Source organism: Burkholderia vietnamiensis LMG 10929 (assembly GCF_000959445.1).
In the GTDB taxonomy this organism is placed as follows: domain Bacteria; phylum Pseudomonadota; class Gammaproteobacteria; order Burkholderiales; family Burkholderiaceae; genus Burkholderia; species Burkholderia vietnamiensis.
On the sequence record NZ_CP009630.1, the window covers coordinates 141,207 to 160,557 of the forward strand.

A 19,351-nucleotide genomic window follows, 5' to 3' on the forward strand; every position below is an offset into this window, starting at 1 on the left:
TTCGATTTCCGCGTTCAACCAGACAGAGCCACCCATGAACATTTCCAAATTCTTTATCGACCGGCCGATCTTCGCAGGCGTGCTATCGGTGATCATCCTGCTCGGCGGGGTGATCGCGATGTTCCTGCTGCCGATCTCCGAGTATCCGGAAGTCGTGCCGCCGTCGGTGATCGTGAAGGCGCAGTATCCGGGCGCCAACCCGAAGGTGATCGCCGAGACGGTCGCATCGCCGCTCGAGGAGCAGATCAACGGCGTCGAGGACATGCTGTACATGCAGTCGCAGGCGAACAGCGACGGCAACATGACGATCACCGTCACGTTCAAGCTCGGCACCGATCCCGACAAGGCCACGCAGCTCGTGCAGAACCGCGTGAACCAGGCGCTGCCGCGCCTGCCGGAGGACGTGCAGCGGCTCGGCATCACCACGGTGAAGAGCTCGCCGACGCTGACGATGGTGGTCCACCTGATCTCGCCGGACAACCGCTACGACATGACCTACCTGCGCAACTACGCGCTGATCAACGTGAAGGATCGCCTGTCGCGGATCCAGGGCGTCGGTCAGGTGCAGCTGTGGGGTTCGGGCGACTATGCGATGCGCGTGTGGCTCGATCCGCAGAAGGTCGCGCAGCGCGGGCTGTCGGCCGAGGACGTCGTGCAGGCGATCCGCGAGCAGAACGTGCAGGTCGCGGCCGGCGTGATCGGCGCGTCGCCGTCGCTGCCGGGCACGCCGCTGCAGCTGTCGGTGAACGCGCGCGGCCGTCTGCAGACCGAAGACGAGTTCGGCGACATCGTCGTGAAGACGACGCCCGACGGCGGCGTCACGCATCTGCGCGACATCGCGCGGATCGGGCTGGATGCGTCCGAGTACGGGCTGCGCTCGCTGCTCGACAACAAGCCGGCCGTCGCGATGGCGATCAACCAGTCGCCGGGTGCGAACTCGCTGCAGATCTCCGACGAAGTGCGCAAGACGATGGCCGAGCTGAAGCAGGACATGCCGGCCGGCGTCGACTACAAGATCGTCTACGACCCGACGCAGTTCGTGCGTTCGTCGATCAAGGCCGTCGTGCACACGCTGCTCGAGGCGATCGCGCTGGTCGTGATCGTCGTGATCGTGTTCCTGCAGACCTGGCGCGCGTCGATCATTCCGCTGATCGCGGTGCCGGTGTCGATCGTCGGCACGTTCTCGCTGCTGCTCGCATTCGGGTATTCGATCAACGCGCTGTCGCTGTTCGGGATGGTGCTCGCGATCGGGATCGTGGTCGACGATGCGATCGTCGTGGTCGAGAACGTCGAGCGCAACATCGAAAGCGGGATGAACGCGCGGCAGGCGACCTACAAGGCGATGCAGGAGGTCAGCGGGCCGATCATCGCGATCGCGCTGACGCTCGTCGCCGTGTTCGTGCCGCTCGCGTTCATGTCGGGCCTGACCGGCCAGTTCTACAAGCAGTTCGCGATGACCATCGCGATCTCGACGGTGATCTCGGCGTTCAACTCGCTGACGCTGTCGCCGGCGCTGTCCGCGATTCTGCTCAAGGGCCACGGCGACAAGGAAGACTGGCTCACGCGCGTGATGAACCGCGCGCTCGGCGGCTTCTTCCGCGGCTTCAACAAGGTGTTCCATCGCGGCGCGGAGAACTACGGCCGCGGCGTGCGCGGCGTGCTGTCGCGCAAGACGCTGATGCTCGGGGTGTATCTCGTGCTGGTGGGCGCGACCGTGCTCGTGTCGCGGATCGTGCCGGGCGGCTTCGTGCCCGCGCAGGACAAGGAATACCTGATCGCGTTCGCGCAGCTGCCGAACGGCGCGTCGCTCGATCGCACCGAGAAGGTGATCCGCGACATGGGCTCGATCGCGCTGAAGCAGCCGGGCGTCGAGAGCGCGGTCGCGTTCCCGGGGCTGTCGGTGAACGGCTTCACCAATAGCTCGAGCGCGGGCATCGTGTTCGTCACGCTGAAGCCGTTCTCCGAACGGCACGGCAAGGCGCTGTCGGCCGGCGCGATCGCTGGTGCGCTGAACCAGAAGTACGGCGCGATCAAGGACTCGTTCGTCGCGGTGTTCCCGCCGCCGCCGGTGCTCGGCCTCGGCACGCTCGGCGGGTTCAAGATGCAGATCGAGGATCGCGGCGCGGTGGGCTACGCGAAGCTGTCGGATGCGACCAACGACTTCATCAAGCGCGCGCAGCAGGCGCCTGAACTCGGTCCGTTGTTCACCAGCTATCAGATCAACGTGCCGCAGCTCAACGTCGATCTCGATCGTGTGAAGGCGAAGCAGCTCGGCGTGCCGGTGACCGACGTGTTCAACACGATGCAGGTGTATCTCGGTTCGCTGTACGTGAACGACTTCAACCGCTTCGGACGCGTGTACCAGGTGCGCGTGCAGGCCGATGCGCCGTTCCGGCAGCGCGCGGACGACATCCTGCAGCTGAAGACGCGCAACGATCGCGGCGAGATGGTGCCGTTGTCGTCGCTCGTCACGGTGACGCCGACGTTCGGCCCGGAAATGGTCGTGCGCTACAACGGCTACACGGCGGCCGACATCAACGGCGGCCCGGCGCCGGGCTTCTCGTCGGGGCAGGCGCAGGCCGCGATCGAGCGCATCGCGCATGAAACGCTGCCGCGCGGCGTGCGGTTCGAGTGGACCGACCTCACGTACCAGCAGATTCTGGCGGGCGATTCGGCGATGTACGTGTTCCCGATCAGCGTGCTGCTCGTGTTCCTCGTGCTGGCCGCGCTGTACGAGAGCCTGACGCTGCCGCTCGCGGTGATCCTGATCGTGCCGATGAGCATTCTGTCGGCGCTCACGGGCGTGTGGCTCACGCAGGGCGACAACAACATCTTCACGCAGATCGGGTTGATGGTGCTGGTCGGGTTGTCGGCGAAGAACGCGATCCTGATCGTCGAATTCGCGCGCGAGCTCGAGCATGACGGACGTACGCCGCTCGAGGCCGCGATCGAGGCGAGCCGGCTGCGGCTGCGCCCGATCCTGATGACGTCGATCGCATTCATCATGGGCGTCGTGCCGCTCGTCACGTCGACGGGCGCGGGCTCCGAGATGCGGCATGCGATGGGTGTCGCCGTGTTCTTCGGGATGCTCGGCGTGACGCTGTTCGGGCTGATGCTCACGCCGGTGTTCTACGTCGTGCTGCGCACGCTGGCGGGCGGCAAGATTCACGTGGCCGGCAAGGACTCGGCCGGCTACGGCGGGCCGGCCCACGGCGTACCGGCTTCGGATGCTTGAGGACAACAAGATGGACAACATGCACAACACGAACGGCCTGCTGCGCGTCGCGAAGCTGGCGGCCGCGAGCACTCTGCTCGCGACGCTGCTCGCCGCGTGCGCGGTAGGACCCGACTACAAGCGCCCGGACGTGGCGACGCCCGCGGCGTTCAAGGAAGCGCCGAAGCTCGCCGCCGGCGAGCAGGCCGGCACGTGGAAGACCGCCGCGCCGGCCGACGCCGAGCATCGCGGCGAATGGTGGAAGGTGTTCGGCGATCCGGTGCTCGACGCGCTGGAGTCGCAGGCGCTCGCCGCGAACCAGAACCTGAAGGCCGCGGCCGCGCGCGTCGAGGAAGCGCGTGCGGCGACCCGCACCGCTCGCTCGCAGTGGTTCCCGCAGGTCGGCGTCGGGTTTGGGCCGACGCGCGAGGGGGCGTCGTCGGCGTCGCAGTTTCAGCCGCAGGGCACGGGGCCGACCAACGCGACGCTGTGGCGTGCGCAGGGCACGGTGTCGTACGAGGCCGACCTGTTCGGCCGCGTGAGCCGCAACGTCGAGGCGTCGCGCGCCGACCAGGCGCAGAGCGAGGCGCTGTTCCGTTCGGTGCAGCTCGCGCTGCAGGCGGACGTCGCGCAGAACTACTTCGAGCTGCGCCAGCTCGATTCGGACCAGGATCTGTACCGTCGCACGGTCGAGCTGCGCGAAGAGGCGCTGAAGCTCGTGCAGCGCCGCTTCAACGAAGGCGACATCAGCGAGCTGGACGTGTCGCGTGCGAAGAACGAGCTGGCGAGCGCGCAGGCCGATGCGGTCGGCGTCGCGCGGCGGCGCGCGGCGTCCGAGCATGCGCTCGCGATCCTGCTCGGCAAGGCGCCCGCGGACTTCGCGTTCAAGGAAACGCCGATCGTGCCGGTCGCGGTGAAGATCCCGGCCGGGCTGCCGTCGGCGCTGCTCGAACGCCGCCCGGATGTGGCGGCGGCCGAGCGCGCGATGGCTGCCGCGAACGCGCGGGTCGGCCTTGCGAAGTCGGCGTATTTCCCGAAGCTCGATATCACGGGCGCGTTCGGGTATGAGGCGTCGACGCTCGGCGATCTGTTCCTGTGGTCGAGCCGCACGTTCCTGCTCGGGCCGTTCGCCGGCACCGCGCTGACGCTGCCGCTGTTCGACGGCGGACGTCGTGCGGCCGGCGTGCAGCAGGCGCGCGCGCAGTACGACGAGCAGGTCGCGAACTACCGGCAGCAGGTGCTCGTCGCGTTCCGCGAGGTCGAGGACAATCTCGCCGATCTGCGGTTGCTCGACGATCAGATTCGGGCTCAGGATGCCGCGGTCAATGCGTCGCGCCGTTCGGCGACGCTGTCGCGTACGCAGTATCAGGAAGGGGAAGTGGCGTATCTCGACGTGATCGATAGCGAGCGGTCGGTGCTGCAGTCGCAATTGCAGGCGAATCAGTTGACTGGGGCGCAGGCGGTTTCGACCGTCAATCTCATTCGTGCGCTGGGCGGCGGATGGGGACCGGCGCCGACGGCGGTCGGCGATGCGGCGACCGGCAAGGCGGAGGTGGCGGCGCGGTGAGGGGGAGTGGCGGGTGGGGTTCGCTCGCCAGTCTTGAAGTGAAGAAACCCGGTACGCAGGCTTAGGGCTGTGTGCCGGGTTTTTTGTTGGTTCGACGACGGATTGGCGGGGCGTCGCTCGCGATCGGCCATGTCGCTGGCTCGAAAAGCTGAATGGGCGGCTCGCGAGCAAGTCGGCCCGTAATGGCGTAACTAGGCGGCCACTGCATTGACTGGAGCGTTCGGATAGCTGAACTGTTGCAATTCTAGTAACGCTCGCTTCTACCCTTGCGATTCTAGATTTCTGCTTGTTTGTGTTTTAAATAAAAAAATAATCTATTGAACTATTGAGTTGATTTGCGCTGCTATAACTGTCAGCTTTCGAAGCGGATGGGTGTGTCCTATGTTTGAAGCGCATCGGGATCGCGTTAAGTCGCCGTGATGCACTATCAACTTTATTTTGGAGACCGATATGTCTGCGCGAAGCACTGTCGTGAAGTTGCAAAACAATTCGGGGAACACGTTATTCCTGGATCCCGCGTCGATCAACCTGCTGCACGGGGAATGGGTGACATATCCTCCGGAGAAAATCCCGGATGGCCAGACTGGCCAATGGGAAAGCGATTCGGACGGTTTTATGACGGGAACGGAAGGTCAGCTTCAATATCAATTTGCAGACGGCGGCGGTATCGAGAACGTCAGGCTTTACTGGGACAACCCCTATGTCGGAAATAACGGATACTCGATCACCGTTAGTGCCGCGGGTTATAAGGTTGGTTATGACGGTGGCTCCGGGGATAACGCAACCGTCAACTTCTACATCAAGAAGGGCTGACGCCGTGTGAGGCGCTCGCGCCCGTCTCGATGGGGCGCGAGTGCTCGACGGACGTATTGAGGGCTTGGCCGGATCTCGCGCCCTTGGCGATCGGTCGGTTCCAGCCGCGCGCCTGATACCCGGCGCTGTCATTCGAACGGCTGCTGCTTCGCAACGGGAACGTGTCAGCCATCGTTCGTTGGAAACCCGCGTCCGCGGGAACGCTACTGGAAAATTCGATCGCCGCCTGGCAGGTGAGTCATGCGGCTCCGCAATGCCGCCAACTGCTGGTGCCATGACGACGACTTTGCCGCTGACGTTTTCACGCATGGCCTTCATTGCACGTCGCAACTAACGGTCAGTCCTGCCCGCCGACTTCCAATGGCGCGGTGGCGTCCCGCCACGCGCACCGGCAGTGCATGAAGGTCAGCGGTCACGCAGCGAAGGCGACGCCTGCCGCTACGGACGCACCCGCGCAGAACCATCCGCGCCCCTACTCAATCACCGCCGCGCCTCATTCCCGCGTGAAACATCTTCCCCATCAGCCTCGTTCGCATCCCATCCGCTAACCAAACGTCCGCGCAAGATCACACGCGCGCGTTGACGCGTGTGGCGGTCAGGGAAGGACCAGGAGCGTGATTGGATTGGATTTCGCGGCGGCCGTGCGGCCGTGCTTGCGGCGTCGGCGCGCGCCGCGCATAAAGGCTGCCGCCGACAACGCAAAGGAATCCGAAGCGATCGCATGCGGACATGCACATCGTTCGCCTCGACAACAGCGCGTTCAACGGGCGGCACACACACCGCCCATCCACCTTACGCCGCGACGAACTCGTGCACGTACCGATTGAACACTGCCGGGCTCGCCGCATTCATCCCGTGCGACGCACCGGCGACGGTCTGCCGTTGCGCAGCGCCGATCCACTGCGACAGCGTGTCGACGTTGTGGCGGAACATCTTCGGGCTGCGTTGTCCGTCGATCAGCAGCGTGCGGCATGCGATATCCGACGCCGTGTGTTGCGAATAAGCGGGCAACGGGTCCTGCAGCTGCTTCGGCAGCGTGCTCGCGTTGTCGATCGCCATCATGCGGAAGCGCGACGTGCTCTTGTTCCACGCACCCGGCATGCTGACCGAGTCGACGAACATCTCGAGGCCGGCTTCCACGTTGCCTGTGCCGATCAGCTTCACGGCTTGCGTGCGCAGCGCGATCGCGGCGGCCGGCAATGCGGCTTCGCGCACGCCCGGCTGTTGCACCGGGCCGCCGGGATCGGCGAGCGTCAGCGTGTCGACGAGCTGCGGATGCTGGCGCGCGACGTTGAACGCGACGCTGCCGCCGCGTGAATGGCCGACCAGATGCACGGGGCCGAGATCGAGCGCGTCGATGAATTCGGCAAGCTCGTCGACGTGGTTCTGCCAGCTGAACTCGTCCTGGATGCCCGCTTCGACGGCCGGCCAGTAGTGGCTCAGGCTCGGCGCGATGCAGCGGTAGTGCGCCGACAGCGACGCGAGTTGCGGCTCCCAGTAGCGGTAGTCGCACAACGATCCGTGCACGAACACCATCGGCGCGCCGCTGCCCCGCTCGACATACGGCAGGCTGATGCCCGACGAAAGCGTCGCAAATTGCAGGTCCGGGTTGGCGAGCACCGAAGGCTCGATTCGCATGTTCATGACTGAAAACTCAATGGGTGCGTCATCACGCCGCAACTATGCCTCACCGCGACCTGCAAGAAAAACGCATTATTTTCATCGTCACGATCAATTTTATTGATGACAACGCCGAAAACCCTTGTCGCAGCGTGGTGCGCACTGCAGCCTTCAATCGTTTGACGGTTTGATTCCGCGCTGAAAGCCAGCGTGTGCGGCCGCGCGGGCGCGCATCGGACGCGACCGCGTGCTGCGCAAAATGAAGGTCGCGCGACGTCGTTCGCGCGTTATCGCGCCGCGGGCGCGGCCAAGGTCCGAAGCTCGCCGGGTAGATCGTTGTCCGCAGCGAATGGGATCGCGAAGTCGAATGCATCGGCGCACATGACGCGCAACGCGTCCGCGACGAACAGGCATTTGACGCGGCCGTCGACCACCGGCATCGCGAGCCACTCGGACCAGTCGCGCGTGACACCGCGCGTCAGATCGCCGCCGATCCGGCCGCGATCCATGCCCGCATACGCGGCCTCATTCCCCGCCGTCGGCGGCCGCATCGCCGCGCGCGGGAATCCGCAGGTTGCGCAGCTTGTGATAGAGCGTCTTCTTCGGCATCCCGAGCGCAACGCTCGCGTCCGCGACGTTGCCGTTGTGACGCCGCAGCATGTCTTCGATCAGCATCCGCTCGAAATACGCCATCTGCTCGGCGAGCGTGCTGCCGGCCGCAGGCGCGCCGCCGGACGACAGCAGGCTGTCGCCGGTCAGCCCGAGCACGAAGCGGTCGGCCACGTTCTGCAGCTCGCGCACGTTGCCGGGCCACGCGTGCGTCATCAGTTCGGACACCTGCGCGGCGGTGACGACCGGCGCCGGCTGCCCGAAGCGCCGCGCGGCCGCGAGCACGAAATGCTCGAACAGCAGCGGCACGTCCTCGCGCCGCTCGCGCAGCGGCGGCAGCTCGATCTGCGCGACGTTGAGCCGGTACAGCAGGTCCGCACGGAAGCGCCCGTCGGCAGCGAGCTCGGTCAGGTCGGCCTTCGATGCCGCGACGACGCGGCAGTCGACCGCAATCAGCTCGTTCGCGCCGAGCCGCTCGACCACGCGCTCCTGCAGCACGCGCAGCATCTTGATCTGCAGCGGGATCGGCATCGTCTCGATCTCGTCGAGGAACAGCGTGCCGCCGTGCGCCCACTCGATCTTGCCGATGCGCTTCTTGATCGCGCCGGTGAACGCGCCGGCCTCATGGCCGAACAGCTCGCTCTCGAACACCTGCTCGGGCAGGCCGCCGCAGTTCAGCGCGACGAAATGCGCGTCGCGCCGTCCGCCGAAGTCGTGCAGGCTGCGGGCGATCAGCTCCTTGCCGGTGCCCGTCTCGCCGGTGATCAGCACCGACACCGACGTGTCGGCGAGCCGCAGGATCTTCTTGCGCACGTCGGCCATCGCCGGCGACTTGCCGAGCACGTACGCGTCGATCCCGTGCCAGTTGTCGAGCGCGGCGCGCAGCCCCTGCACCTCGAGCGTGAGCCGGCGCTTCTCGACGGCCCGCGCGACGCGCCCGGCGATCAGGTCCGACGAGAACGGCTTTTCGATGAAGTCGTACGCGCCGTCGTGCATCGCGCCGACGGCCGTCGAAATGTCGGCGTGACCGCTGATCAGCACGACCGGAATCTGCGCGTCGACGGCCATCACGCGCTCGAGCAACTGCAGCCCGTCGATGCCGGGCATCCGCACGTCCGACACGATGACGACCGGTGCGCCGGGCGCGACGTGCGCGAGCGCGTCAGCGGCCGATGCGAACGCGTCGACCGGGAAGCCGGCGAGCGCGACGGCCTGCTCGACGCCGATGCGCACGTTCTCGTCGTCCTCGACGACGAGCACGCGGATCTCATGTTCCATGCTCTGTCCTTTGTGGCGGCGTCGCCGCCGCGAATTCGATGATGAACTGCGCGCCGCCTTCGTCGCGGTTCGCCGCGGCGATCCGCGCGCCGAACGCGTCGACGATGCGCGACGTGATCGCCAGGCCGAGCCCGAGCCCCTGGCCGCGCGGCTTGGTTGTGACGAACGGCTCGAACAGGTGCGGCAGCACGTCGGGCGCGATGCCGGCGCCGCTGTCGGCCACGGTCAAGCGCACGCGGCCGGCGTCGTCCGGCCCGCTCGCTTCGATGACGATGCGCCGCACCGGCGCGTCGCGCAAGGCGTCGAGCGCATTGCCGAGCAGGTTCACGATCACCTGCTGCAACTGGCTCGATTCGGCGGACACCGTCGTGCCCGGCGCGATGTTCACGTCGAGCTGCACGCCTTCGTCGCGGATCCGCGCTTCGTAGATCAGCCGCGCATGCGCGATGGCTTCGTTCAGCGATACGGCGACGCGCTCGACGTCGGGCTTGCGCGCGAAGGTCTTGAGCTCGCCGGTGAGCACGGCCATGCCGTCGACCAGCTTGCCGATCCGTTCGAGGTTCGCGAGCGCCGGTGCCGGCTGGCCGCGCTCGAAGAAGGTGCGCGCGTTGTCGCACAGCGTGCGGATCGCGACGAGCGGCTGGTTCAGCTCGTGCGTGAGGCCGGCCGCCATCTGCCCGAGCACCGCGAGCTTGCCCGCGTGCACGACTTCCTGTTGCGAATCGCGCAGCCGCTGCTCGGTGCGCTCGCGCTCGACGATCTCGCGCTGCATCCGCTCGTTCGCGGCCGTCAGCGCGGCCGTGCGCTGCGCGACGGTCAGCTCGAGCCGGTCGTTCGCGCGGCGCAGCGCGTCCTGCGCGTTCAGCCGCGCGACGATGGCGCGGCGCCGCTGGATCGCGTAGCCGGCCAGCAGCGCCGCGATCAGGAACGCGCCGGTGACGAACACGAACGCCGTCTGCTGCTGGCGGCACGCGCTCGCGATATCGAGCAGCACCATCAACGAATCGCCGGCCTGCGGCGCGGGGCGCGACATCACGAGATAACGCGTGGTGCGGCCGGCGCGGCGCGGATCGGGAAAGGTGCCGAACCACGCGGCCGAGCTGCGGTCGCCGATACGGCGGTACGGCAGCGCGTCGACGGTGCGGCCCGCGTACTGGCGCGACGCCTGGATGTCGCGCTGCTGCTGCGCGGTGATCGGGCGCAGCGCGGCGAATTTCCATGCGGGCTCGGTCGAGATCACGACCACGCCGTTGCCGTCCACCACCATCGCGGCGACGCCCGGCGCGCGCCACGCGGATTCCAGCGGGTCGACGCTGATCTTCACCGCCGCCACGCCGATCGGCACGCCGTCGTCGCGCACCGCGCTGGCGAAGTAGACGCCCGGCACGCCGGTATTGGTGCCGATCCCGAAGAAGCGGCCGCTGCCGCGCGCGAGCGCGTCCTTGAAGTACGGCCGGTACGACACGTTCGTGCCGACGAAGCTGATCGTCTCGTTCCAGTTGCTCGCGGCGATCACCTCGCCGCGCAGGTCGATCACGTCGACGGCGCCGCTGCCCGCGTCGCGGTTCACGGCTTCGAGATAGGTGTTCACCGCATGCACGAGCGTGGGCGCGTCGTGCGGCGCGGCCTTCAGCAGCGCGCGCACGCCGTCCTGGCGCGCGACCAGCGCGGGCAGGATCTCGAAGCGGCCGAGTTCGCTCTTCAGGCTCGATGCATAGAGGTCGAGCCGGTGCGCGCCGGTTTCCTCCAGCGCGTCGATCGCGCGTTCCCACGCGAAATCGACGGCCGCGCCCGCCACGCCGACATACAGCGCGGCGGCCGACACCCAGCCCCACCACGGGATACCTTTGAAGCTCTTCTGCACGTTCGCCCTCATCGATGCCGCGCTACCGGCCGTCCGTTAGCGGTCCTCCGCTACCGGCTCTTTGCTGCCGGCTCCCCGCCAGGCCGCTTCCAAACGACGCCTCGAAACGACACTTCCAAACGACGCGCGCCGCACACCGGCAAAGCCGGCGGCGGCGCGTGCGAAGCGGCCGGCGCGCTCGCGCGCGCAGCGCTGCGTTATCCGAAGTGTGCGACCAGGATCAGCGTCACGGTCACGACGATCGCGCCGCCGATGCGCGTCGCGATCTGCGCGAACGGCATCAACTGCATGCGGTTCGCGGCGGTCAGGATCGCGACGTCGCCGGTGCCGCCCTGGCCGCTGTGGCAGGCGTTCACGATTGCGGTGTCGATAGGGTACATCTTCAGCAGGCGGCCGACCACGAAACCGGTGCCCATCAGCGTCGCGACGGTCGACACGATCGTGATCACGTTGACCACCGTGAACGCGGCGGTCAGCTTGTCCCACGGCGTCATCGCGACGCCGATCGCGAACAGCAGCGGATAGGTGACGGCCGTCGAGAAGAACTTGTAGACGACGAACGCGCCTTCCTGCAGCGGCGGCGACACCGCGCGCGCGAGCTTCACGAGCACCGCGAGGAACAGCATCGCAACCGGCGCGGGCAGCCCGAACAGCTTGTGCGCCATCAGGCCGACGAGGTACAGCGTGATCGCGGTGATGCCGGCGCCCGCGATGTGCGTGACGTCGACGTGGCCGCGGATCTCCTCGTTCTCGGGCGTCATGTCGCCGCTTTCGCCGACCTGCAGGCGGCCGTTGCCGGTCAGGTGCGGCAGCCGCTTGCCGAGCATGTCGAGCGCGCCCGACAGGATGATCGCGGTCAGGCTGCCGAGCATCACCGACGGCAGCACCATCGCGAACATCTCGCCCTGCGGCAGGTGCATCAGTTCCGAATAGCCGATCGACAGCGGAATCGCGCCCTCGCCGACGCCGCCCGCCATGATCGGTACGACGATGTACAGCAGCGTGTGGCGTGCGCCGAGGCCGAGCGCGGTGCCGACCGCCGTGCCGACGATCGCGGCCGCGATCGAGCCGGCCGCGAGCGGCACGAAGATCTTCACGAAGCCCTGGATCAGCACGCGCCGGTCCATGCTCAGGATGCTGCCGACGATGATCGACGCGATGAACAGGTACAGGAAGTTGGTGGATTTCGTGAATTCGACGGTGAGATTCAACACCGGCTTCGGCAGCACGTGGTAGTAGGTGAGCGCCGACGGCACGAAGGTCGCGAAGATCGCGGCCGCGCCGATGTTGCGCAACAGCGGCAGCCGCTTGCCGAGCTCGGCGCATGTGAAGCCGAAGAACGCCAGCACGGCGATCGCCATCGAGATTTCGCCGGGCACCTTGCCGGTCACCACGAACCCGACGATCAGCGCGAACAGGATCACGTAGATCGGCAGCGGGATGATGCCGATGCGGATTTCCATCAGCTTCCACCAGCCGTGCGGCCAGAAGCGCTCGCGCGTGGCGGGGCTGGCGTGGGCAACCGGCTCGGGATGCGATGGGGTATGGATAGAGGTCTGCAAGACGTGTCTCCTGATGTTGGAATGCCTGCATGGCTTCGCGGCATCGTGTGCCGTCTGTAACGCAACCGTCGTGCCAGAAATTCGGCCTGCCCGATTTTTCGCAAGCCGTTGATTCCAAAGGATTCGTTTCGTCTGCTGAAATCTCGGACGCGCTCGCGTGGCCGAGATTTCGGAATTCGCGCCGCGCGCAGGCCGAGATTTCAGCCGGCGGCGTGCGCTCGTGCGTGCGGCCCCGCGCTTGCGGACCGCGATCGCGCCATATCGCCACGCGCGATTTTCTTCGCACAATCGCTTCGTAGACCGCCCATCCGCCGCTCTCTATCATCGGCTGATCCTTTTCCGATGTGACGACCACCTCCGGAGAACGCCCGCGCGTTCGCCGCGGCGTCGCTCATCCGTCGCTACCGTCTTTGCCCAGGAGAGTGGTTTCCATGCTGCATGCCGTTTTTTCCGCCCGCTTTTCCCCCGGCCGCGCGGCTCGCGTGCTGGCCGCCGCGCTGCTCGGCGTCGTGCTGCTCAACGGCGCGCGCGCCGACACAGCGCCGCTGAAGGTGGGCCTCTCCACGAGCCCGCAGATCGAAGCGCTGAAGATCGCCGCGAAGGAGGCGAAGGCGCAGGGCCTCGACGTGCGGATCGTCGAGTTCACCGACTGGAATACGCCGAACGCGGCGCTCGCGAACAAGGACATCGACGTCAACTACTTCCAGCACATCCCGTTTCTCGAGAACGCGAAGAAGCAGGGCGGCTACGACTTCGTCGCGATCGCGCCGGGCACGATCATGAAGATCGGCCTCTATTCGAAGAAGGTGAAGCGCTTCGACGAACTGAAGGACGGCGCGCGCGTCGCGATCGCCAACGACCCGGTCAACGGCGGGCGCGGGCTGTTGCTGCTGCAGCGCGCGGGGCTCGTCACGCTGAAGCCCGGCGTCGACTACCGCGCGACCACGCGCGATATCGTGTCGAACCCGAAGCATCTGAAGATCATCCCGCTCGAGGCGTCGCAGCTCGCGCGCTCGCTCGACGACGTCGACCTCGCGCAGGGCTACCCGAGCTTCATCAAGCTCGCCGGCACGGCCGACCCGAACAGCGCGCTGCTGTTCGACGGCACCGAGAACAAGAGCTTCGCGCTCCAGTGGGTCGTGCGGCCCGACAGCGTGAACGACCCGCGCATCCGCAAGTTCATCGCGATCTATCAGCACTCGCCGGCCGTGCGCCGCGCGCTCGACGACGCGTTCGGCTCGCTGTACGCGATCGCCTGGTGACGGAGACGACATGACGACCGCCAACCGCAAGAAGATCCTGCTCAACGCGTTCAACATGAACTGCGTCGGGCACATCAACCACGGGCTGTGGACCCATCCGCGCGACCGCTCCGCGCATTACACCGATCTCGACTACTGGACCGATCTCGCGCAGACGCTCGAGCGCGGCAAGTTCGACGGGATCTTTCTGGCGGACATCGTCGGCGTCTACGACGTGTACGGCGGCGGCCCCGACGCCGCGCTGCGCGAATCGGTGCAGGTGCCGGTGAACGATCCGCTGCTGCTCGTGCCCGCGATGGCGCAGGTCACGCGCCATCTCGGCTTCGGCGTGACCGCGAACCTGACCTACGAGCCGCCTTATCTGTTCGCACGCCGGATGTCGACGCTCGATCACCTGACGAAGGGGCGCGTCGGCTGGAACATCGTGACCGGCTATCTCGACAGCGCCGCGCGCGGCATGGGCCTCGCGCAGCAGATCGGCCACGACGATCGCTACGAGCGCGCGGACGATTACATGGAGGTCGTCTACAAGCTGTGGGAGCAGAGCTGGGACGACGATGCGGTGATCCGCGATGCGCACGCGCGCGTGTTCGCGCGGCCCGACAAGGTGCGGCGCGTGAAGCACGATGGGCCGTTCTATTCGGTCGATGCGATCCATCTGAGCGAGCCGTCGCTGCAGCGCACGCCGGTGCTGTATCAGGCCGGTTCGTCGGCGCGCGGCGTCGAGTTCGCCGCGCGCCACGCCGAATGCGTGTTCGTGAACGGCCAGAGCAAGGCGGCTGCGCGCGCGGCCGTGCTCGATATTCGCGCGGCCGCCGCACGCCAGGGCCGCGACCCGGCGTCGATCCGGATTTTCGCCGGCGTGAGCGTCGTGACCGCCGAGACCGAGCGGCTCGCGCGCGAGAAGTTCGACGAGTACCGGCGCTATGCGAGCGCGGAAGCGGGCCTCGCGCATTTCGCCAGCTCGACCGGCATCGACTTCGCGAAGTACGGCCTCGACGAGCCGATCTCGTATGTGAAGACCGATTCGATCCAGTCGGCCGTCGACGCGATCTCGCGCAAGAGCACGAGCGGCACGTGGACCGTGCGGCGCATGCTCGAGCAGATGTCGCTCGGCGGACGCTACGCGCCGATCGTCGGAGCGCCGTCGCAGGTCGCGGACGAGTTGCAGGCGTGGATCGACGAGACGGGCATCGACGGCTTCAACCTGACGCGCACCGTGATGCCCGAATCGTTCGTGGATTTCGTCGACTGGGTCGTGCCCGAGTTGCAGAACCGCGGCGTCTACAAGGAAGACTACGATCCCGCGCCGACGCTGCGCGAGAAGCTGTTCGGCGCCGGCGCGCGGCTGCCCGCCTGGCACACCGGTGCGCGGCACCGGCCGGCCGCCGCGGTGGCGGCGGCGGAAGCCGCGCATGCATGAACGTGACGGAGCGAAGCGATGACGCAATGGTTCGATCCGCCGGGATTCATCGACGCGACGGCGGCGCGCGCGAGCGCAAACGCGCATGCAGCGGCCGCCGACGAAGCGGGCGCAATCGCCGCGGCCGTCTCGTTCGACCGCGTCGGCAAGGTGTTCGCGACGCCGCGCGGCCACGCCGCCGCGCTGCGCGACGTGACGCTCGACGTGCGACGCGGCGAGGTGTTCGGCATCATCGGCCGCAGCGGCGCCGGCAAGTCGACGCTGCTGCGGCTCGTGAACGGCCTCGAACGCGCGAGCTCGGGCAGCGTGCGCGTGCACGGCGTCGAGGTCGGCACGCTCGACGACGACGGGCTCGTCGCGCTGCGCCGCCGCACCGGCATGGTGTTTCAGCATTTCAACCTGCTGTCCGCGAAAACCGTGTTCGAGAACGTCGCGCTGCCGCTGAAGATCGCCGGTGTGCCGAAGGCTGAGCGCGTGCGCAAGGTCGATGCGCTGCTCGAACTCGTCGGGCTCGCCGCGAAGCGCGACGCGTATCCGGCGAGCCTGTCGGGCGGCCAGAAGCAGCGCGTCGGAATCGCACGGGCGCTGGTGCACGATCCGGAGGTGCTGCTGTGCGACGAGGCGACGTCGGCGCTCGATCCCGAAACGACGCAGTCGATCCTCGCGCTGCTCGCCGACATCAATCGCCGTCTCGGCCTGACGATCGTGCTGATCACGCACGAGATGGAGGTGATCCGAGCGGTGTGCGACACGGTCGCGGTGATCGAGCAGGGCGAGGTGGTCGAAACGGGCGCGGTGTGGCGCGTGTTCGGCAAGCCGCGCCATGGCGCGACGCGCGCGCTGCTCAGCACGCTCGTGCACGACCTGCCGGCCGAACTCGCCGCGCGCGTGCAGCCGTTGCCCGAGGACGCGGCGTTGCCCGACGGCGCGCAGATCGTGCTCGACATCCGCTATACGGGCGAGAGCGCCGGCGAGCCGGATCTCGGCGCGCTCGCGGCCGCGCTCGGCGGCGCCGTGCGCTTTCTGCACGGCGGGATCGAGCGGATCCAGGGACATGCACAGGGGCGCCTCGTGATCGCGGCGCAGCCGCGCGCGGCCGAACCCGGCGAGCCGCCTGCCGGCCCGCGCACGGTCGCCGCGTTGCTCGAACGCGCGCGCCGGCACGCGAACCACGCGGAGGTGCTCGGCTATGTTTGAGCTGTGGTGGCCCGAACTGCTCGACGCGATCCGCGACACGCTGTCGATGGTCGCCGCGTCGGCCGCGATCGCGGCGCTGGCCGGCATTCCGCTCGCGGTGGTGCTGGTGACGACCGCGCCCGGCGGCATCTACGAACGGCGCGCCGCTAACGCGGTGCTCGGCGCGCTCGTCAACGTGTTCCGCTCGACGCCGTTCATCATCCTGCTCGTCGCGCTGTTGCCGTTCACGCGCGTGCTGATCGGCACGACGATCGGCGTGTGGGCGGCCGTCGTGCCGCTGTCGATCGCAGCGATTCCGTTCTTCGCGCGGATCGCCGAAGTGAGCCTGCGCGAGGTCGATCGCGGGCTGATCGAGGCCGCGCTCGCGATGGGCGCGAAACGCCGCCACATCGTGTGGCACGTGCTGCTGCCGGAGGCGCTGCCCGGCATGCTCGGCGGCTTCACGATCACCGTCGTCGCGCTGATCGGCTCGACCGCGATGGCGGGCGCCGTCGGCGCGGGCGGGCTCGGCGACCTCGCGATCCGCTACGGCTATCAGCGCTTCGACACGACGGTCATGGTGACCGTGATCGCGATCCTGATCGCACTCGTTTCGGCCGTGCAATTCACGGGCGACCGCCTGGTGCGGCGCGTGGCCCGGCGTACCTGAGCGGCGCCGCGCGCGTCCGCTCGTTTCATTGAAGACCCTGAGAGAACGATACCCATGAACTTACCCATCGGCGCACCGCGCGACTGGAACGGACAATTCGAGGAAGCGCTGTTTCTCGACGTGGCGCGACGCCATCGTCCGGGCTTCCCCGACAAGCTGGCGACGCCGCCGCGCGAGCCGCACGGCGACGACGAACTGGCTGCCGTGGCCGACTACTACACGAAGATGGCGTCGCACGACCTGTTCATCGTGCAGGTCGTCGCGAAGGCGATCGACACGCTGTTTCGCGACGATCCGCATTTCCAGCTGATCCTGTCGCGCCAGCTCGGCGACGACGGCGCGCACGCGGTGATCGGCCGCGAGCGCGTGACCGAGCTGACCGGCCGCGATCCGCTGGCCGAGGTTGCGCGGCTCGTCGATGCGCACTGGGCGCGCATCGGCGACATCGCGGTGCGCGACGTCGCGGGCTTCCTCGCGTTCGAATGGCATTACGAGCTGCACATCCTCGCGAAGCTGTGGATTCAGCGCAAGACCGGCCGCATCGCCGACGGCGCGATGCGCGAGCATGGCGAGAACCGCATCCGGCCCGACGAGGAGTGGCATCGCGTGCAGATCGTGCAGTGGTGGTTCGACAAGCTGGCGGCGCTGCCGGCTGCCGAGCGCGAGGCGCTGATCGACCGCGTGATCGCAGCCGACGAGGAAACGCAGGCGCGCCTCGACGGCTATCTGCACGACGAGTACGCGCATACCGCGCACGTGTTCGGCGCGGATATCGCCGAGTACCGCGCGATCTACGACGACTGGCGGCGCGAAATCCTGGCGCGGCTGACCGGGCGCCGGCTCGATGCGCTCACGCCGCTGTCACGCGACGTCGTTGCGCGCGAAACCATCGTTGCGGAAGCCGTTGCATGAACGATCCGCGTGGCCCGGCGACGTTCGCGCCGGATACCGACGAGCGCGCCCACGCCGACGCGGCGCTCGACCGCGCGCTCGATGCGCTGCGCGAGACGGCCGTCGCGCGCGACCGCACCGGCGGTCATGCGGCCGATGCGAAGCAGCGGCTTGCCGACGCGGGCGTGCTGACGCTCGCGGTGCCGCGCGAATTCGGCGGGCAGGAGGCCGAATGGCCGGCCGTCTACGACACGATCCGGCGGATCGCGCGCGTCGACAGCGCGCTCGCGCATCTGGTCGGGTTCCAGGCGCTGCAGGTGGTGAGCGTCGACGTGTGGGGCAATGCGGCACAGCGCGAGCGCTATCTGCGCGGCACGGTCGAGCATCGCTGGTGGTGGGGCAATGCCGTCAATCCGCTCGACACGCGGCTCGCTGCAACCGCGTTGCCGGACGGCGGCTACCGGCTCGACGGCGTGAAGGGCTTCTGTTCGGGCACGCGCGGCTCGCAGCGGATGACGGTGTCCGCGCACGATCCGGCCACCGGCCGCCCGGTGTTCGGCGTGGTGCCGACTGCGCGCGACGGAATCGCCGTCAACGACGACTGGGACCCGATCGGCCAGCGGCAGACGGATAGCGGCAGCGTGCAGTTCGACGGCGTGCGGCTCGCGCCGGACGAGGTGCTGCATCGCTCCGAAACGCCGCCGACGCCGCACGCGACGCTGCGCACGCTGGTGTCGCAACTGGTGCTGACGAACCTGTTCGTCGGCCTCGCGCAAGGTGCGCTCGCGGAGGCGCGCGATTACGTGCTGACGCACGGCCGGCCGTGGATACATGCGGGCGTCGCGCAGGCGGGCGACGATCCTTATACGCTGCAACGCTTCGGCGAGATGCACGTGCAGGCGGTCGCGGCGGCGTCGCTCGCGGATCGCGCGGCTCTCGACCTGCAGCGCGCGTGGACGCTGCGCGACGCGTTGAGCGCGAACCAGCGCGCGGAAGTGGCGATCGCGGTGTCGAACGCGAAGATCGTCGCGCAACGCGCGGCGCTCGCGAACGGCGAGGCGTTGTTCGATGCGTGCGGCGCGCGCGCGACGGCTGCGTCGCTCGGCCTCGACAGATTCTGGCGCAACGCGCGCACGCATACGCTGCACGATCCGCTCGACTACCGGCTGCGCGACGTCGGGAAGTTCGCGCTGACCGGTGAGTTGCCGCAGGCGTCGCTCTATACGTGACGACGGTGGGGGACGCTCGCGTGTGCCGGTTGTCGATGGCGTGGTGGCGAGCCGGGACGCGACCGCGTGAACGAACATGCGTTACGCGATTCGCGGGCGCCGTGTGTGATCGCTGTCGCGGGCCGTTCCGCACACCAAGTCAGCCGCTCGACGTTCGCGCACGATGCGCCGTG

General features: G+C 67.8%; 15 protein-coding genes. 10 read left to right on the forward strand and 5 right to left on the reverse strand.

The features are described 5' to 3' along the window. The first annotated feature begins 34 nt into the window (after positions 1 to 34). The 3 genes from ceoB to AK36_RS01110 all read left to right on the forward strand — a co-directional run bounded on the left by ceoB (position 35) and on the right by AK36_RS01110 (position 5,594). Positions 35 to 3,235 carry a multidrug efflux RND transporter permease subunit CeoB gene (gene ceoB / locus AK36_RS01100; RefSeq protein WP_011880927.1) on the forward strand — a complete coding sequence of 1,067 codons (3,201 nt, stop codon included), beginning with the start codon at positions 35 to 37 and terminating at the stop codon, positions 3,233 to 3,235. Positions 3,236 to 3,245: 10 nt separating this feature from the next. Then, the gene (gene opcM, locus AK36_RS01105; RefSeq protein ID WP_045577663.1) at positions 3,246 to 4,781 is read left to right on the forward strand and encodes a multidrug efflux transporter outer membrane subunit OpcM; all 1,536 of its coding nucleotides are present in this window, start codon (positions 3,246 to 3,248) and stop codon (positions 4,779 to 4,781) included. Between the two features lie 471 nt (positions 4,782 to 5,252). Continuing rightward, a complete protein-coding gene (locus AK36_RS01110) occupies positions 5,253 to 5,594 on the forward strand; it encodes an aegerolysin family protein (protein WP_224020109.1) in 342 nt (113 codons plus the stop codon). 792 nt (positions 5,595 to 6,386) lie between these two features. On the opposite strand, the gene AK36_RS01115 is transcribed toward AK36_RS01110, so the two are convergent. After that, positions 6,387 to 7,238: an alpha/beta fold hydrolase gene (locus AK36_RS01115; RefSeq protein ID WP_045577664.1), complete on the reverse strand. Its 852-nt coding sequence runs from the start codon at positions 7,236 to 7,238 to the stop codon at positions 6,387 to 6,389. A gap of 38 nt (positions 7,239 to 7,276) precedes the next feature. Here AK36_RS01115 and AK36_RS34535 point away from each other — a divergent pair, with 38 nt between their 5' ends. Further along, a complete protein-coding gene (locus tag AK36_RS34535) occupies positions 7,277 to 7,405 on the forward strand; it encodes a hypothetical protein (protein ID WP_263442120.1) in 129 nt (42 codons plus the stop codon). Between the two features lie 96 nt (positions 7,406 to 7,501). On the opposite strand, the gene AK36_RS01120 is transcribed toward AK36_RS34535, so the two are convergent. From AK36_RS01120 to AK36_RS01135, 4 genes are all read right to left on the reverse strand, one after another. Beyond that, entirely contained in the window at positions 7,502 to 7,723 is a 222-nt protein-coding gene (locus tag AK36_RS01120) for a DUF3579 domain-containing protein (RefSeq protein WP_045578382.1), read from the reverse strand. A 16-nt stretch (positions 7,724 to 7,739) separates the two neighbouring features. After that, positions 7,740 to 9,101 carry a sigma-54-dependent transcriptional regulator gene (locus AK36_RS01125; RefSeq protein WP_045577665.1) on the reverse strand — a complete coding sequence of 454 codons (1,362 nt, stop codon included), beginning with the start codon at positions 9,099 to 9,101 and terminating at the stop codon, positions 7,740 to 7,742. Then, the gene (locus AK36_RS01130) at positions 9,091 to 10,977 is read right to left on the reverse strand and encodes a sensor histidine kinase (RefSeq protein ID WP_045577666.1); all 1,887 of its coding nucleotides are present in this window, start codon (positions 10,975 to 10,977) and stop codon (positions 9,091 to 9,093) included. The genes AK36_RS01125 and AK36_RS01130 overlap by 11 nt, the downstream gene beginning before the upstream one ends. A gap of 185 nt (positions 10,978 to 11,162) precedes the next feature. Continuing rightward, on the reverse strand, positions 11,163 to 12,527 hold the full coding sequence (locus tag AK36_RS01135; RefSeq protein WP_034193352.1) for a 2-hydroxycarboxylate transporter family protein: 1,365 nt from the start codon (positions 12,525 to 12,527) through the stop codon (positions 11,163 to 11,165). Positions 12,528 to 12,958: 431 nt separating this feature from the next. Between AK36_RS01135 and AK36_RS01140 the strand changes: the two genes are divergently transcribed. Genes AK36_RS01140 through AK36_RS01165 form a run of 6 tightly spaced genes read left to right on the forward strand, consistent with a single transcriptional unit; the run spans position 12,959 to position 19,178 of the window. Beyond that, positions 12,959 to 13,789 (forward strand): MetQ/NlpA family ABC transporter substrate-binding protein, encoded by an 831-nt coding sequence (locus AK36_RS01140; protein ID WP_011880918.1) that lies wholly within the window; start codon positions 12,959 to 12,961, stop codon positions 13,787 to 13,789. Positions 13,790 to 13,799: 10 nt separating this feature from the next. Continuing rightward, the gene (locus tag AK36_RS01145) at positions 13,800 to 15,212 is read left to right on the forward strand and encodes an LLM class flavin-dependent oxidoreductase (RefSeq protein WP_014724080.1); all 1,413 of its coding nucleotides are present in this window, start codon (positions 13,800 to 13,802) and stop codon (positions 15,210 to 15,212) included. 18 nt (positions 15,213 to 15,230) lie between these two features. Continuing rightward, a complete protein-coding gene (locus tag AK36_RS01150) occupies positions 15,231 to 16,409 on the forward strand; it encodes a methionine ABC transporter ATP-binding protein (RefSeq protein WP_045577667.1) in 1,179 nt (392 codons plus the stop codon). Further along, positions 16,402 to 17,058: a methionine ABC transporter permease gene (locus tag AK36_RS01155; protein WP_011880915.1), complete on the forward strand. Its 657-nt coding sequence runs from the start codon at positions 16,402 to 16,404 to the stop codon at positions 17,056 to 17,058. Before AK36_RS01150 ends, AK36_RS01155 begins: the two co-directional genes overlap by 8 nt. Positions 17,059 to 17,112: 54 nt before the next feature. Beyond that, the gene (locus tag AK36_RS01160; protein WP_011880914.1) at positions 17,113 to 17,970 is read left to right on the forward strand and encodes a hypothetical protein; all 858 of its coding nucleotides are present in this window, start codon (positions 17,113 to 17,115) and stop codon (positions 17,968 to 17,970) included. Beyond that, the gene (locus AK36_RS01165) at positions 17,967 to 19,178 is read left to right on the forward strand and encodes an acyl-CoA dehydrogenase family protein (protein WP_045577668.1); all 1,212 of its coding nucleotides are present in this window, start codon (positions 17,967 to 17,969) and stop codon (positions 19,176 to 19,178) included. The genes AK36_RS01160 and AK36_RS01165 overlap by 4 nt, the downstream gene beginning before the upstream one ends. Positions 19,179 to 19,351: the final 173 nt, after the last annotated feature.